Annotated in this window: 12 protein-coding genes; all 12 read right to left on the bottom strand. The window is 69.6% G+C overall.

What is annotated here, in order from left to right:
• On the bottom strand, positions 1 to 827 hold an 827-nt coding region (locus JHD63_RS12055; protein WP_198970991.1), incomplete at its 3' end, for a PepSY-associated TM helix domain-containing protein.
• 156 nt (positions 828 to 983) lie between these two features.
• The gene (locus JHD63_RS12050; protein WP_198970990.1) at positions 984 to 1,259 is read right to left on the bottom strand and encodes an iron transporter; all 276 of its coding nucleotides are present in this window, start codon (positions 1,257 to 1,259) and stop codon (positions 984 to 986) included.
• Positions 1,260 to 1,269: 10 nt separating this feature from the next.
• Positions 1,270 to 3,723: a TonB-dependent siderophore receptor gene (locus tag JHD63_RS12045; protein WP_198970989.1), complete on the bottom strand. Its 2,454-nt coding sequence runs from the start codon at positions 3,721 to 3,723 to the stop codon at positions 1,270 to 1,272.
• Between the two features lie 176 nt (positions 3,724 to 3,899).
• The gene (locus tag JHD63_RS12040; RefSeq protein WP_198970988.1) at positions 3,900 to 4,952 is read right to left on the bottom strand and encodes a FecR family protein; all 1,053 of its coding nucleotides are present in this window, start codon (positions 4,950 to 4,952) and stop codon (positions 3,900 to 3,902) included.
• Entirely contained in the window at positions 4,949 to 5,491 is a 543-nt protein-coding gene (locus JHD63_RS12035; protein ID WP_198970987.1) for a sigma-70 family RNA polymerase sigma factor, read from the bottom strand. Before JHD63_RS12035 ends, JHD63_RS12040 begins: the two co-directional genes overlap by 4 nt.
• Before the next feature lie 417 nt (positions 5,492 to 5,908).
• Positions 5,909 to 7,966 carry a phenylacetic acid degradation bifunctional protein PaaZ gene (gene paaZ / locus JHD63_RS12030; protein WP_198970986.1) on the bottom strand — a complete coding sequence of 686 codons (2,058 nt, stop codon included), beginning with the start codon at positions 7,964 to 7,966 and terminating at the stop codon, positions 5,909 to 5,911.
• Positions 7,967 to 8,118: 152 nt separating this feature from the next.
• Positions 8,119 to 8,934: an ABC transporter ATP-binding protein gene (locus JHD63_RS12025; RefSeq protein ID WP_233168014.1), complete on the bottom strand. Its 816-nt coding sequence runs from the start codon at positions 8,932 to 8,934 to the stop codon at positions 8,119 to 8,121.
• Complete coding sequence (locus JHD63_RS12020; RefSeq protein ID WP_198970985.1) at positions 8,931 to 10,838, bottom strand: branched-chain amino acid ABC transporter ATP-binding protein/permease; 1,908 nt, start codon at positions 10,836 to 10,838, stop codon at positions 8,931 to 8,933. The genes JHD63_RS12025 and JHD63_RS12020 overlap by 4 nt, the downstream gene beginning before the upstream one ends.
• On the bottom strand, positions 10,835 to 11,863 hold the full coding sequence (locus JHD63_RS12015; protein WP_198970984.1) for a branched-chain amino acid ABC transporter permease: 1,029 nt from the start codon (positions 11,861 to 11,863) through the stop codon (positions 10,835 to 10,837). The genes JHD63_RS12020 and JHD63_RS12015 overlap by 4 nt, the downstream gene beginning before the upstream one ends.
• Positions 11,864 to 11,997: 134 nt before the next feature.
• The gene (locus JHD63_RS12010; RefSeq protein ID WP_198970983.1) at positions 11,998 to 13,143 is read right to left on the bottom strand and encodes an ABC transporter substrate-binding protein; all 1,146 of its coding nucleotides are present in this window, start codon (positions 13,141 to 13,143) and stop codon (positions 11,998 to 12,000) included.
• 46 nt (positions 13,144 to 13,189) lie between these two features.
• A complete protein-coding gene (gene paaE, locus JHD63_RS12005; RefSeq protein WP_198970982.1) occupies positions 13,190 to 14,275 on the bottom strand; it encodes a 1,2-phenylacetyl-CoA epoxidase subunit PaaE in 1,086 nt (361 codons plus the stop codon).
• Between the two features lie 3 nt (positions 14,276 to 14,278).
• The gene (gene paaD / locus JHD63_RS12000; RefSeq protein WP_198970981.1) at positions 14,279 to 14,803 is read right to left on the bottom strand and encodes a 1,2-phenylacetyl-CoA epoxidase subunit PaaD; all 525 of its coding nucleotides are present in this window, start codon (positions 14,801 to 14,803) and stop codon (positions 14,279 to 14,281) included.
• Positions 14,804 to 14,931: the final 128 nt, after the last annotated feature.

Genomic DNA, 14,931 nt, shown 5'->3' with positions numbered 1-14,931 from the left:
CCCCCCCCCCCCCCCCCCCCCCCCCCCCCCCCCCCCCCCCCCCCCCCCCCCCCCCCCCCCCCCCCCCCCCCCCCCCCCCCCCCCCCCCCCCCCCCCCCCCCCCCCCCCCCCCCCCCCCCCAAAAACCCTTTTTTAGATGTGTATAAGAGACAGTCCGGGTACAGCGCCTGGTGCGCGAACGGCAGGTAGAGCGCGAAGGCCACCAGCAGGCCGGAGAGGGTGATTAGCAGGTGGAACGGCAGCACCAGCACGCCGGTGAGGTTGTGCAGGTCGAGCGTGCTGCGCTGGAAGTTCTTCTTCGACCGGAAGGTGAAAAACTCCTTGAAGATCTTGCGGTGGATGACGACGCCGGACACCAGCAGGCACAGCATGGCCATGCCGGCAAAGCCGACCAGCCAGGCGCCGATGGACTGGTAGCGCAGGGTGAGGTTGTAGTGGAACGGGTGAATGAAGCGCGTGGCGCCCAGGGTCTGGGCGTCGGGCAGTTCCTGGAGGGTCTGCGGGTCGACGCGCAGGCGGACCGGCTTGCGGCCCTCGTCGCCGTACTGCAGCAGGAAGAACGGGTTGCGCTCGGTGGGCAACAGGATCGACCATGCGGTGGCGTCGTCGATCCTGGATTCCAGGATCGGGCGGATGTCGCGGTCGAGGGAGGCCGGGGGCTGCCGCTGCGCCGCGTGCAGGCGGGTCATGGGCATCATCCAGCGGTCGATCTCGCGGTCGAACACGGCGAGCGAGCCCATCCAGAAGATGACGAACAGCAGCGCGCCGAGGACGACGCCGGCCCAGGTGTGCAGCCAGGCCATGGATATGCGGAAATTCGACTTCATCGGCTCACCTCCAGGCTCCGCTTCGCCCTCGCCCCCCCTTGCAGGGGCGACACCAGCGGCCTGGCAGAGCCAGTTCCGCGGTGTCCGCTGGCAGGGGCCGTGCGGCGCGTAGCGCGTGTCGAGTCGTCTTAGTTGGGTGCATAAGTCATGGTTCTTTCAGGCACGGGTCAGCAGCGCGATGGCGACCACCGCCAGCGCGCTGAGGCCCCACAGCGGCGCCAGTCGCCGCACGGAGAAGGCCCAGATCAGCACCACGCCATACAGCACGAAGCCGAGCAGCACCGAGAGCATCACGGCATCGCTGCGCGTGGCCCCGGCCAGGTGCGCGAGGCGGCTGATCAGCAGCATCAGCGCGGCGGTGATGGCATAGCCGCCGGCGATGGCGCCGATGAGCCGGGCGGTGAGGACGAAGACAGGCTTGAGCGCTTGCATCGGGGCGCCTCTAGAAGCTGTAGCGCGCGCTCAGCGCCACGCTGCGCGGCGCGCCCGGCAGGATGCCGAGGTCGTTGGACGCCGACTGGTAGTACATGGTGTTGGTGACGTTCCTGACCAGCAGCGAGAGGAGCCAGGGTTTGGCGTCGTAGTGCAGCGAGGCGTCGAGCGTGGTGAAGGCCGGCAGCACCACGGCGTTGGTGGTGGAGGCATAGGTCCGGGCCTTGTGGATGACGCCGACGCCGGCGCGCCAGTGCGCGTCGATGCGCTTCATGGCCCACAGGCTGGCGCTGGTGCGTGGGGTGTTGGCCGCCTTCTTGCCCACGGCGGGCGTGGCCGGCGGCGTGGGCGTGATGGCGGGGGCCACCGTGTTGTTCGACCGGGAGACGAAGGCGTCGGTCAGGGTGGCGCCGCCCTGCACGCTCCAGCCCTGGCCGATGTCGCCGGCCAGTGCCAGTTCGAGGCCGCGGCTGGTGACCTCGCCGATCAGCAGGTCGGGGCCGTTGGGATTGCCGGGATCGCGCGTGGGGACGTTGTCCTTGACCGTGCGGAAGGCGCTCACGCTCAGGTCGAGCCCGGCCAGCACGGTGAGCTTGCCGCCGATTTCGAGGTTGGTGGTGATCTCGGCCGGGTAGATCACGTTGCCCGGATCGACCTGGCCGGTGTTGCCGCCGGGCTGGTAGGAGCGGCTCGCGGAGAGGAAGTACGACTGGCTCTGGGTGGGCTGGTAGACCAGGCCCAGGCGCGGGCTGGTGAAGTTGTCGTTGCGCCCGAAGTCAAGGCCCGCGCGGTTGGAGAAGTCGCGTTGCAGGCGGTCGCTGCGAATGCCGAGCAGGCCCTTCCACTGGCGGCTGAAGGTGATCAGGTCCTGCGCGTAGAACGACGTGGTGTGGGTGGTGTAGATGCCGTCGCGCCGGATTCTTCCGCCCTCGGCCGGCACGGGCTTGAGCACCGGGTTGAAGACCGGCAGGTCGTTCGCGGCCGTGAGCGTGCCGCCGCGCGAGACCGAGTCGCGTTCGCTCCTGGAGAGTTCCAGGCCCAGCAGCAGCAGGTGGTTCATGCCGCCGGCATCGAGCGACTTGGTCAACTCAGTCTTGTTGATGGCGTTCTTCTCGTCATTTGCGAAGTTGCTGCGGTTCATGCGCAGGGTGGGCGTGGGGGTGGTGAGGATCAGCCGGTCGATCGCGGTCTGGCGCCGGTCGAGGCTGAACTTGCCGAGCCTCAGGGTGTTCTGCAGTTCCACAGAGGGCATCACGGCCCAGCGCACCATGAATTGCGCAGCGCTGGATTCGCTGTTGCCACGGTCGGATGGGTCGGGGTTGAGCGCGCCGTAGTAGGTGCCGCGCGGCACCGGGGCCGGCGCGCCGTTCAGGCCGGGAATGCCGCCGTCGAAGACACGGTCATCGGTGGCATGGGTGAGGTCGAGGTGCGCCGACAGCCTGGGGCTGAGCGTCCAGGCGCTGGCCAGCGCCAGGCCGCGCTGCCGCGAAAAAACAGCGTCCCGGAACGAGCCGGCGTTGTCGGCGAAGGCGTTGAAACGGATCTGCCAGTCGTCGCTGATGGGCTGGTTGATGTCGGCGCTGACGCGCTGGCTGTTGAACGAGCCGTAGGTGGCCGCGACTTCGCGGCTGGCGAAGGGCAGCGGCTTCTTGGTGACCAGGTTGATCATGCCGCCCGAGGAGCCGCGGCCGTACAGCACGCCGATCGGGCCCTTGACGACTTCGACCTGCTCCAGGTTGAAGGTGTCGCGAAAGAGCTGGGCGCTGTCGCGCATGCCGTCGACGTAGGTGTCGGCAATGGCCGAGAAGCCCCGGATGACGAACTGATCGCGCGTGCCTTCGCCGGGGTTGGGCTCGATGCCGGGCGTGTACGCCAGCGCCTGCTGCAGCGTGCCAGCGCCGCGGTCGCGCAGCGAGGCCTGCGTGACCACGTCCACCGTCTGGGCGATGTCGCGCGAGGGCACCGGCAGGCGGCTCGCGCTGGTGGTGTTCTCGGCCCGGTAGCTGGCCGGGCACTCGCCCGAACAGGCCGGGCCGATGCCGGTGACGGTCACCGTTTGCAGCGTGGCGCCGGCCTGGGGCGCGGCAGGCGCAGCGCCACCGGCGGCCGGCGCCGCGACCAGCAGGTAGCCCGCGCCCGATCGAGCGATCTGGTAGCCGCTGCCGTGCAGCAGGCGGCCGAACCCCTCCTCCACCCCCATGCGACCCTGGAGCGCGGGGGCGCGCAGGCCCTGGATGCGGGCCGCGTCCACCACGATGGACACGCCGGCCTGTAGCGCGAAGCGGTTCAGGGCGTCGGCCAGCGGCCCGGCGGGAATGTCGAAGGAGAGTCCCGCGGCGGCGTGCGCGCGGGCGTGCTGCGGCAGCGCCGCGCTCATGGCGCCGGCGAAGGCCAATGGAATCGCCAGCGCCAAGGGGCTCAGGCGGGCGCGCTGGCACAGCGCGGGGAGATACCGGGTCGGCATGGGTGCTCGGTTCCTGTCCGTTGTCGTTGCAATGCCCTGGCAGAGGGCGATGTGACAAAACTGGGACTGGCTACTGCTGCGTCGCTCCGGTGGCGGACCCGATGCCTGGCTGGTCGTTTTCGTCGTCTACCTGGCATTGACGGCCAGGAACGGAAAAGTGGAACCTTCTGAGCGAACTATTTTTCGGATGCCGGCGCGGCGTCGACCCACAGCAGGTAGGCGGTGAGGCTGCGCACCCGGATCGGCAGGCTGTCGACCAGCAACTGAAGGGCGCGGTCGGTGTCGTCCAGCGGCAGCACGGCCGCGACCCGAATGCCTTCGAGCCGTGCGCGCTCGTAGACGATGGCACCGCGGCGGTGGCGGCCCAGTTCATCGAGCACCTCGGTCAGGGGCTGGTTGTCGACCACCAACTGGTGCGACGACCAGGCCTGGGCAACGGTGCGCGCATCGACGGCCTGGACCGCATCCAGCCCCTGCGGCGCAATGCGCACCCGTTGGCCGGCACGCACGATGCTCGCGTCCGCGCTGTGCGCCGAGCGCTGCGCGGCGCTCCGCACGGCGACGCGCGACTCCAGCATGGTCAGCAGCGTTGCATCGGCATCGCGCCGCACCACGAAGCGCGTGCCCAGGGCCTGCATGCTGGCGTGCGCCGTCTGCACCACGAACGGCCGCGCCGCATCCGGGGCCACGTCCACCAGCACCTCGCCCTGCACCAGTTCGAGCACCCGGCGCTGCGCATTGAAGCGCAGGTTCACGGCGCTGTCGCTGTTGAGGGTGATGCGGGAACCGTCGGCCAGCGTGTGTGTCTGCCACTGTCCGGCTACGGTCCGCAGATCGGCGCTCAGGTAGGACCAGGGGTAGACCTGCAGGGTGAGCCAGGCCGGCACCGCCAACAGGCAGGCCAACGCCAGAGCGGTACCCAAGCGCCGGGCCGTGCCGCGCCGGCGCGGCGCCGCATTGGCCGCGTCCAGCGCCGCGCGGGCCGGCCTGGGGTTGCGGCCCGCGTTTTCGCGCGCGCCCTGCACCAGGTCGATGAAGTCCTGCAGCCGGGCGGCCTCTTGCGCATGGCGCGGATCGGCGCGCTGCCAGGCGTCGAAGCCCGAGCGCGCCTGTTCGCGCTCGGCGGCGTCGTCGGCGCTGAGCCGCACGATCCAGGTGGCCGCCTGCTCGGCGATGGCGTCACCGGCCGGATCGCTGGCCGCGTGCGCCAACCCTGCCTGCGCGCTCATGTAAAGCCTGCCTCCAGCGCGCTGCCATCGCGATGCCTGCGGCATTGCAGCAGCGCCTGCACCAGGTACTTCTGCACCATGCGGGTCGAGACACCCAGGTGGCTGGCAATGGCAGCGTGGGTGTCGCCGTCGAGATAGTGCCGCAGGAAGGCCTCCCTCGCCCTGGCTGGCACGGCGTCGAGCGCCGCGCTGATCTGCGCCAGGGCCTGCACCGCCATGAGGGTCTGCTCGGGTGACGGTGCGCCTTCGCAGGCGTCGGCGCTCAGCGCCAGTTCGGCGAGATAGGCCTGCTCCAGCGCCTGGCGGCGTGCGCGGTCCACCAGCAGCCTCTGGGCGGTGGTGGTGAGGTAGGCCCGAGGCTCGCGGATGCCGAACAAAGCATCGCGCGAGGCCATGATGCGCACGAAAGTGTCCTGCGCCACGTCGGCCGCGTTGTGCGGGCAGCCCAGCTTCTTGCGCAGCCAGGCGCGAAGCCAGCCGTGGTGGGCGCCATAGAAGTGGGCAATGTTCTGCTCCAAAGCGGACTCGGCGATGGACATGGAGCCTTCAGGAAATTGGGGGCACCCGCGCGGGATCGGGCTTATAAATAAGAACAATTATTATTCCACACCCATTTCCCCGCCGAAGAGAGATTCTTGGAGGAAGTGATCAGTTGCCGGGGAACTCGCTGCAGTCCCCAAAGCGAGCGGGGCACCGATGCCCCCGCGTCATCTACAAGAGCATGAGACGGGTCTACGCGTATCCCTCGATCCGTACATTGACGTGCAGGCCGGCCGCCGCCATGTTGATCAGGACATCGATGCTGAACAACTGAGCCTTGGTTCGAGCAAGACTGGCTTGCCGCTCGGGCGAAGCAAGCCAATTCGTGACTCGGCTATGGGATGCGGATTCCAGGGGCAAGGTCAATTTGCGCACGAACGCTGGCGCAGTCTCGCCCACGAGGACGCACACCGTCCTCAGCGCGCCGCCTCCGGCTTCTTGGAGACCAGCGTGAGGATGTCGTAGCTGGCGACCAGTTCGCCGTCCTGGTTGGTGACCTCGACGTCCCAGGCCACCACGCCCTGGCCCTGGCCGCTGGCGTCCTTCTTGTTGCGGTCGATCTTGCGCTTGCAGGTCAGGCGCGCCTGGATGGTGTCGCCGATGCCCACGGGCCTGGTGAAGCGCAGCGTGTCCAGGCCGTAGTTGGCGAGCACCGGGCCGGGCGAGGGCGAGACGAACAGGCCGGCCGCCGCCGACAGCACGAAGTAGCCGTGCGCGATGCGCTTGCCGAAGGGCGACTGTTTGGCCGCCACGTCGTCGAAGTGCATGTAGAAGTAGTCGCCCGAGATGCCGCCGAAGGCGACGATGTCGGCCTCGCCGACGGTGCGGCGGTGGGTGAGCAGCGAGTCGCCGACCTGCAGGTCTTCGAAATGGCGGCGGAACGGATGCACTTCGCTCTCGCGCACGGCGGCGCCGCGCACATGCTCGCCGGTGATGGCAGCCAGCATGGTGGGCGAGCCCTGCAATGCGCTGCGCTGCAGGTAGTGCTTGACGGCGCGCAGGCCGCCGAGCTCTTCACCGCCGCCGGCGCGCCCCGGGCCGCCGTGCTTGAGCTGCGGCAGCGGCGAGCCGTGGCCGGTCGATTCGGCGGCGGCTTCACGGTCGAGCACCAGCAGGCGGCCGTGCCATGCGGCAGCGACCGGAATCGCCCTGGCGGCGATGGCCGGGCTGCGTGTGACCAGGGTGCCGACCAGGCTGCCACGGCCGCGCGCGGCGAGCGCCAGGGCCTCGTCGATGCCGTCGTAGGGCATCAGCGTGCTGACCGGGCCGAAGGCCTCGACGTCGTGCGCGGCGTCGTGCTCCAGCGGCTTGCGGCTCAGCAGCAGCGTGGGCGCGAAGAAGGCGCCTTCGCCCACGCCCTCGCCCACCGGCGCGAAGCCGTCGCGCGCGCCGTAGACCAGTTCGGCGCCCTGCAGCAGCGTGGCCACGCGCTCGGCCACGTCGGCCTGCTGCGCGCGCGAGGCCAGGGCGCCCATGCGCACGTCCTCGCGCGAGGGGTCGCCGACCACGGTCTTGGCCAGCCGCGCGCGCAGCCGCTCGGCCACCGCGTCGAGGCACTGGCGCGGCACGATGGCGCGGCGGATGGCGGTGCACTTCTGACCGGCCTTGGTGGTCATTTCGCGCGTCACTTCCTTAACAAAGAGATCGAACTCTTCGTCGTCGGGCGTGACGTCGGGCGCGAGGATGGCGCAGTTGAGCGAGTCGGCCTCGGCGTTGAACGGGATCGACTGGCGCACGATGTTCGGGTGCACGCGCAGCCGGGCGGCGGTGTCGGCCGAGCCGGTGAAGGTGACCACGTCGGGCCCTTCGAGCCGGTCGAGCAGGTCGCCGGTGCCGCCGATGACCAGTTGCAGGCTGCCCGCGGGCAGAATGCCCGACTGCACGATGAGCCGCACCAGCGCCTCCGTCAGGTAGCTGGTGGACGTGGCCGGCTTGCCGATGCAGGGCATGCCCGCGAGGAAGCTGGGCGCGAACTTCTCGAGCAGACCCCAGACGGGGAAGTTGAACGCGTCGATGTGCACCGCCACGCCACCGCGCGGCACCAGGATGTGCGTGCCCGCGAAGACGCCCTTCTTGCCGAGCGGGAAGGCCGGGCCTTCGTGCAGCAGGTTGCCCGAGGGCAGTTCGTTGGTGCCGATGGCGGCATAGGCGCTGAGCGTGCCGGCGCCGCCTTCGATGTCTATCCAGCTGTCGGCGCGCGTGGCGCCGGTGTGGGCCGAAAGGGTGTAGAGGGCTTCCTTGTTGGCGGCGAGGTACTTGGCCAGGGCCTTCAGGCGCTCGGCGCGCTGCTGGAAGTCGAGCGCCATCAGCGCGGGGATGCCGGTGCGGCGCGCGTATTGCAGGGCCTCTGCGAAGTCGATGGCCTCGGCATGCGTGGCGGCCACCTGGCGGCCGTTGACGGCGCTGTGCAGTGGCTGTGCGGCCTGCTGGCCGATCCAGCGGCCGGCGATGTAGCTTTGGAGGGGGGTGGTCATGGGCGATGTCCTTTCGCGATGTCGGTCTTGCTCCTTGCCCTTTTGGGGGAAGGCGGGGATGGGGCAAGCGGCATCGGTTCGGCGCAGTGCCTTGTCGGTCGCCGCATGCCCCCACCCCGGCCCTCCCCCAGCGGGGGAGGGAGGAATTCAGGTCACTCTTTCTTGCCGATGCCGAGGTAGGTATCGATGATGCGCTGGTCGTACAGCAGCTCGCGCGCCTGGCCTTCGAGCGCCACGGCGCCCATCTCGAGCACGTAGGCGCGGTCGGCCACCTGCAGCGCGGCGCGGGCGTTCTGCTCCACCAGCAGCACCGAGACGCCGTGGCTGCGTAGCTGCGACACCACGCGCAGCACCTCGCGCACCACCAGCGGCGCCAGGCCGAGCGAGGGCTCGTCGAGCATCAGCAGGCGCGGGCGGGCCATGAGCGCACGGCCGATGGCCAGCATCTGGCGCTCGCCGCCCGAGAGCGTGGAGGCCATCTGCGGGCGGCGCTCCTTCAGGCGCGGGAATATCCCGAAGATCTCGTCCATGCGCGCGCGCTGGTCGCGCCGGCCCTTGCGCCACTGGTAGAAGCCGCCGAGCAGCAGGTTGTCTTCGACCGACATCTCGCCGAACAGCTCGCGCCGCTCGGGCACCAGCGCCACGCCGCGCGCGACCATGGTCTCGACGCCGGGGCGCGCGATGCGCTCGCCGTTCAGCATCAGCTCGCCGGAGGAAGGCAGCAGGCCCATGGCCGCGCACAGCAGCGTGGTCTTGCCGGCGCCGTTCGGGCCGATGACGGTGACGATCTCGCCCTCGTTCACGCTCAGGCGCACGCTGTGCACCGCCTCGACGGTGCGGTAGGCGACGCAGAAGCCTTCCAGTTGAAGCAGGGGATGGCGGCCCCCTGTCCCGCCGCTGGCCACCTGGCTTGCGGCGCTGCCGGCCGAGGGGGCCGTCGCATCGTGGGGCGGCACTGCAACGTTCATCGTGCGTCCTCCAGCAGTTCGTCGTCGGCCCCGCCCAGATAGGCCTCCAGCACGCGCGGGTTGGCCTGCACCTCGGCGGGCGTGCCGGTGGCGATGACGGTGCCGAACTCGAGCACCGTGACGCGGTCGGCCAGGTTCATCACGAATTCCATGTCGTGCTCCACCACGAGGATGCCCAGGCCTTCGGCGCGCAACTGGCCCAGCAGCACCGAGAGGGCGCGCTTTTCCAGGTGCCGCAGCCCGGCGGCGGGTTCGTCGAGCAGCAGCACCGAGGGTTGGCCCGCCAGGGCGCGAGCGATCTCGACCACGCGCTGCTGGCCGAGCGAGAGCGCCGCGGCCGGCGTGTCGGCGTGAGCGCCGAGGCCGCAGCGTTCGATCTGGCGGCGGGCTTCGGCCATGAGCGCGGCTTCTTCGGCGCGGTCGAGCCGCAGCATGGCCGCCAGCCAGCCGCGCCTGGCGCGCAGGTGGGCGCCGAGCGCGACGTTCTCGAGCACGCTGCGCTGGCCCAGCAGGCGCACGTGCTGGAAGGTGCGGCCCAGGCCCAGCGCGGCGAAGGCGCGCGAGGGTTGGCCGGCCATGGCCTGGCCTGCCAGCTTCACTTCGCCCGAGCTAGGGTCGTCCACTCCCGAGATCATGTTGAAGAAGGTGCTCTTGCCGGCGCCATTGGGGCCGATCAGCGCATGGATCTCGCCGGCCTTGAGCGTCATCGAGATGGCGTTGTTGGCGAGGAGGCCGCCGAACCGCCGGCTCACCTCGCTGGCCTGCAGCAGCAGTTCGCCCCTGGCGGGCAGGATGCGCTGCGCGAGCTGCACACCAGGCGACTTCGACGCGGCAGCCGGTTTTCCCGACGCCGCGTCTTCGCGCACCCAGCGGCGCGTGATGCGCGCCAGCGTGGGCCACAGGCCGTCCGAGAAGCGCTGCAGCACGAACAGCATCAGCAGGCCGAACACGATCACCTCGAAGTTGCCGCTGGTGCCCAGCAACGCGGGCAACAGGTCCTGCAGCTTCTCCTTGAGCAGGGTGATCAGCGTGGCCCCCAGCACCGCGCCCCACAGGTGGCCCGCGCCACCGACCACCGCCATGAACAGCATCTCGATGCCGATGTTGAGGTTGAACGGCGTGGGGTTCACGAAGCGCTGCATGTGGGCATAGAGCCAGCCCGAGGTGGCCGCGAGCAGCGCCGCCAGCACGAATAGCTTGATGCGGTGGCGCGCGGTGTCCACGCCCATGGACTCGGCCATCAGCCGTCCGCCCTTGAGCGCGCGGATGGCCCGGCCTTCGCGCGAATCGAGCAGATTGTGCAGCGCCCACAGCGCCATCAGCAGCACCGCCCAGATCACCACGCCGAGTGCGCGCGGCGTGGCGAGCGACACGCCCGCGATCACCAGCGGCGGTATGCCGGTGATGCCGGTCTGGCCGCCCAGGAACTGCATGTTGCCCAGCAGGTAGTAGAGGCCCAGGCCCCAGGCGATGGTGCACAGCGGCAGGTAGTGGCCCGAGAGCTTGACCGTGACCGCGCCGAGCACCCACGCCAGCGCGAAGGTGAACAGCAGCCCGAGCAGCAGGCCGGCCCAGGGCAGCAGCCCGGGGCCGAGCAGGCCGCCCAGCCACGCGGCGACGGTGGGCGAGGTGCAGACCCAGGCGGTGGCGTAGGCGCCCATGCCGACGAATGCGGCCTGGCCGAACGAGGTCATGCCACCCACACCGGTGAGCATCACCAGCCCGGCCGCGACCAGCGAGTACAGGCCGATGTTGCCGAGCACGGAGACCGTGAATTCGGGCAGGAAACCCCAGGCCAGCGCGAACAGCGCCACCAGCACCAGGGTGAGCAGGCGCGGCGTGATCAGCGGCTTGCCCTGGGGCAGCGGCGCGACGGCGGGATCGGTCGAAGAAGGCGTGTTCATTCCTCGTCCTCCACATGGTGGCTGTTGAGCGAACGCCACCACAGCACGGGGATGATCAGGGTGAAGACCAGCACCTCCTTGAACGGGCTGGCCCAGAACGAGGCGAAGGCTTCGAGCTGGCCGACCAGCAGCGCACCGGCCAGTGCCAGCGGGTAGCTCGCCAGCCCGCCGATGATGGCGGCCACGAAGCCCTTGAGGCCGATCAGGAAGCCGGTGTCGTAATAGACCGTGGTGATAGGTGCGATCAGCAGGCCCGACACGGCGCCGATGAGCGCGGCCAGCGCGAAGCTCAGGTCGCCCGACAGTTCGGTCGGAATGCCGGAGAGCCGCGCGCCCACGCGGTTGATGGCGGTGGCGCGCAAGGCCTTGCCGATCATCGAGCGGCCGAAGAACAGGAACATGGCAAGCACCAGCAGCAGCGTGACGCCGACCACCACCAGCGACTGCCCGCTGACCGGAATGCCGCCGATGTCCAGGCGCGCCTCGGAGAACGGCTGGCTGCGCGATCCTTCGGCACCGAAGAACAGCAGGCCCAGGCCGACCAGCACGCCGTGCAGCGCAACCGAGACGATCAGCAGCATCAGCACGCTGGCATCCGCCAGCGGCCGGTAGGCCAGGCGGTAGAGCAGCGGGCCCAGCGGCATGATCAGTGCCAGCGTGGTGAGCGTCTGGCCGATCATCGACGTGGGCTTGAGCAGCAGCACCAATGCAGCGGCTACCGCGGGCAGCACAACGCACCATGCGAGCGCGGCGGTCCAGTCGACCACCGCGCCGCGTTTGTAACGCCAGATTTCCGCCAGCAGCGCCGCCACGGCCAGCGCCAGCAGCAGCCACAGCGTGGAAGGCACGCGGCCGGCCTGCAGCATGACCATGGAGAGCGCGCCGAAGGCGACGAACTCGCCCTGCGGGATGAAGATCACGCGCGTGACCGAAAACACCAACACCAGCGCGAGCGCCATCAAACCATAGACGGCACCGTTGACGATGCCGTCCTGCCCCAGCAGCAGGGCAATCTGCGAATCCATATAAAAGCAGCCTTCGGGCGGCGCCCGCTAGTCAGATCGAGAACACCGCGGAACCGGCTTTGCCGGGCCGCAGGTGTTGCCCCCGGCAGGGGGTGGGAGAAGCGACACGAAGTGCGCGGAGCCTGCGGGCGAGCCTAAGGCTGGTACTTCCAGGCCCCGTTCTCGATCTTCACCATCACGCGGGCGCGCTGGTCCAGGCCCAGGTGGTCGGTCGGGGTCATGCTGAAGACGCCGTGCGCGCCGGCCACGTCGGTGGTCTGCTCCAGCGCGTCGCGCAGCGCGGCGCGGAATTCGGGCGTGCCCGGCTGGGCCTTCTTCAGCGCGACCGGTACGGCCGAACTCATCAGCAGGCCGGCGTCCCAGGCGTGCGCGCCGAAGGTCGAGACCGTGCCCTTGCCGTAGGCGGCCTCATACGCGGTGACGTAGGCCAGCGCGGACTTCTTCACCGGGTTGCTGGCCGGCAGTTGCTCGGCCACCAGCACCGGCCCGGCGGGCAGGAAGGTGCCCTCCACGTCCTTGCCGCCCACGCGCAGGAAGTCGGCGTTGGCCACGCCGTGGGTCTGGTACATCTTGCCGGTGTAGCCGCGCTCCTTCAGCGTCTTCTGCGGCAGCGCGGCCGGCGTGCCGGAGCCGGCGACCAGGACCGCGTCGGGCTTGGCGGCCATGATCTTCAGGGCCTGGCCGGTCACCGAGGTGTCGGTGCGCGCATAGCGCTCGTTGGCCACGATCCTGATCTTCTTCAGGTCGGCGGCCTTGGCGAATTCCTGCGACCAGCCTTCGCCGTAGGCGTCGGAAAAACCGATGAAGGCCACCGTCTTCACACCGTTGGCGGCCATGTGCTCGGCGATGGCCAGGGACATCATGATGTCGTTCTGCGGCGTCTTGAACACCCACCTCTTCTTGGCGTCCATCGGCTCGATGATGCGGGCCGACGCCGCCACCGAGATCATCGGCGTCTGCGCCTCGCTGGCCACGTCGATCATGGCGAGGGAGGCCGGCGTGGTGGTCGAGCCCAGGATCACGTCGACCTTGTTCTCGGCGATGAGCTTGCGCGTGTTGTTGACCGCCGCGGTCGTGTCGGAGGCGTCGTCGAGCACGATGTAGTTGATCTTCTGCCCGGCGATCATCTTGGGCATGAGCGAGATGGTGTTCTTCTCGGGGATGCCGAGCGAGGCCGCCGGGCCGGTGGCCGAGATGGTGACGCCGACGTTGACGTCGGCCCAGGCCGCGGCGGCGCTGGCGCACAGCGCGGCGATCAGGAAGGGCTTGAAGAATTTCATCGGGTCTGTCTCCTGGTTGAAAAATAGTTGAGGGCTGAAGTATCCATCAACGCTCGTCGAAGGACAGCGTAACGCGTTCGGTGAGCGGGTGCGCCTGGCAGGTCAGCACGAAGCCGGCGGCGACCTCATTCTTGTCGAGCGCGAAGTTGCGTTCCATTCGGACTTCCCCCTCCATGAGCTTGGCGCGGCAGGTGCCGCAGACGCCCGAGGTGCAGGAAAACGGCACTTCGAGCCCGGCCGCCGACGCCGCGTCGAGGATGCTGGGCTGGCCTTCGGTGTAGGCGATCTCGCGCTGCAGGCCGTCGCGCACGATGGTGACGCGCGACTGCCTGGCGTCCCCGGGCTGGGCCTGGTGCACCACCGCGCCGACCTGCGTGGCCGAGGCCAGCGCCACGCCGAAGCGCTCGACGTGGATGCGTTCCTCGGGCACCCCTGCGGCCAGCAGTGCGGCCTGGGCCTCGTCGTTCATCTGGAACGGGCCGCACACGTAGGCATGGTCTATGCCCGCGGCCGGCACCAGCGTCTGCAGGAACTCGCCGATCTTCTCCCGGTTCATCACGCCGAAGCCCAGCGGGGAGTCGGTGTGCTCGTCGGAGAACACGTGCTGCAGCACGAGCCGGGTCATGTAACGGTTCTTCAGGTCCTCGATTTCCTCCTTGAACATCGTGGACTGAAGCTGGCGGTTGCCGTAGATCAGCGTGAAGCGGCTTACGGGCTCGCGCGCCAGCACCGTCTTCATGATAGACAGGATCGGCGTGATGCCGCTGCCGCCCGCGATGCCGACGTGGTGCCGCGCCGAGGCAGGCTCGATCGGCACGAAGAAGCGGCCCTGCGGCGCCATCACCTGCAGGGTGTCGCCGGGTTGCAGGCTGGCGTTGATCCAGTTGGAGAACACGCCGCCCCGCACCTTGCGCACGCCGACGCGCAGTTCGCCGTCGTCGAGGCCGGCGCAGATCGAGTACGAGCGGCGCAGGTCCTGGCCGTCGATGTTCTTGCGAAGCGTGAGGTACTGGCCTTGCGTGAAGCCGAACGCTTCCCGCAGGTCGGTGGGGACTTCGAAGGTAACGATGACGGCCTCGTCAGTGTCGGGCTCGATGGCCTTCACGCGCAGGGGATGGAAGAGAGTGCTCATCGCTCAGATGGTCTTGAAGTGTTCGAAGGGTTCGCGGCAGGCCATGCAGCGGTACAGCGCCTTGCAGGCGGTGGAGCCGAAGGCCGACAGGCGCTCGGTACGCTCGCTCGCGCAGCGCGGGCAGGCGATGCGCTCGCCCGCGATACGGCCGAAGAGCTTGATCGGCTGGGCGGTGCCGGCGGCGTGCTCCGCGTTCAGGTGGCCGGGCGGGGCGATGCCGTAGGCCTTGAGCTTGGCGCGGCCCTCCTCGCTGATCCAGTCGCTCGACCATGCGGGCGCGCGGCGCAGCGTGGCGCGGGCACGGCCCAGGCCGGCCTGCTCGATGGCGGCGAGCACGTCGTGCTCGATGGTTTCGGTGGCGGGGCAGCCGGAGTAGGTGGGCGTGAGCACGATCTCCAGGCCGTCACCGTGCTCGATCACGTCACGCACGATGCCCAGGTCGCAGACCGATATCGCCGGCACCTCCGGGTCGGGCACCGTGCGCAGCACGGCCCACGCCGCATCGACGCGCGAGGCCAGCGCGTTCACTGCCGCACCCTTCGGCCTGCGGCCTGTACCGCCAGGCGGGAGCGAGCTTGCCTGGGGCAACGCTGAACAAGTCCCCGCGCTGGCGCGCGCCCTGGTGTGGGATGGGATGCAAGGCGCAAGCCGCAGCC

The organism is Xylophilus sp. ASV27 (genome assembly GCF_016428875.1).
Lineage (GTDB): Bacteria > Pseudomonadota > Gammaproteobacteria > Burkholderiales > Burkholderiaceae_C > Xylophilus.
This window is presented reverse-complemented; position numbering and strand designations above follow the sequence as displayed.

Bases quoted from the DNA above. Each gene is read 5' to 3' on its own strand.
- JHD63_RS12025 (WP_233168014.1), bottom strand. From the start codon at position 8,934: ATGAACGTTGCAGTGCCGCCCCACGATGCGACGGCCCCCTCGGCCGGC.
- JHD63_RS12040 (WP_198970988.1), bottom strand. From the start codon at position 4,952: ATGAGCGCGCAGGCAGGGTTGGCGCACGCGGCCAGCGATCCGGCCGGT.
- JHD63_RS12050 (WP_198970990.1), bottom strand. From the start codon at position 1,259: ATGCAAGCGCTCAAGCCTGTCTTCGTCCTCACCGCCCGGCTCATCGGC.
- JHD63_RS12035 (WP_198970987.1), bottom strand. From the start codon at position 5,491: ATGTCCATCGCCGAGTCCGCTTTGGAGCAGAACATTGCCCACTTCTAT.
- JHD63_RS12015 (WP_198970984.1), bottom strand. From the start codon at position 11,863: ATGGATTCGCAGATTGCCCTGCTGCTGGGGCAGGACGGCATCGTCAAC.
- paaZ (WP_198970986.1), bottom strand. From the start codon at position 7,966: ATGACCACCCCCCTCCAAAGCTACATCGCCGGCCGCTGGATCGGCCAG.
- paaE (WP_198970982.1), bottom strand. From the start codon at position 14,275: ATGAGCACTCTCTTCCATCCCCTGCGCGTGAAGGCCATCGAGCCCGAC.
- JHD63_RS12045 (WP_198970989.1), bottom strand. From the start codon at position 3,723: ATGCCGACCCGGTATCTCCCCGCGCTGTGCCAGCGCGCCCGCCTGAGC.
- JHD63_RS12020 (WP_198970985.1), bottom strand. From the start codon at position 10,838: ATGAACACGCCTTCTTCGACCGATCCCGCCGTCGCGCCGCTGCCCCAG.
- JHD63_RS12010 (WP_198970983.1), bottom strand. From the start codon at position 13,143: ATGAAATTCTTCAAGCCCTTCCTGATCGCCGCGCTGTGCGCCAGCGCC.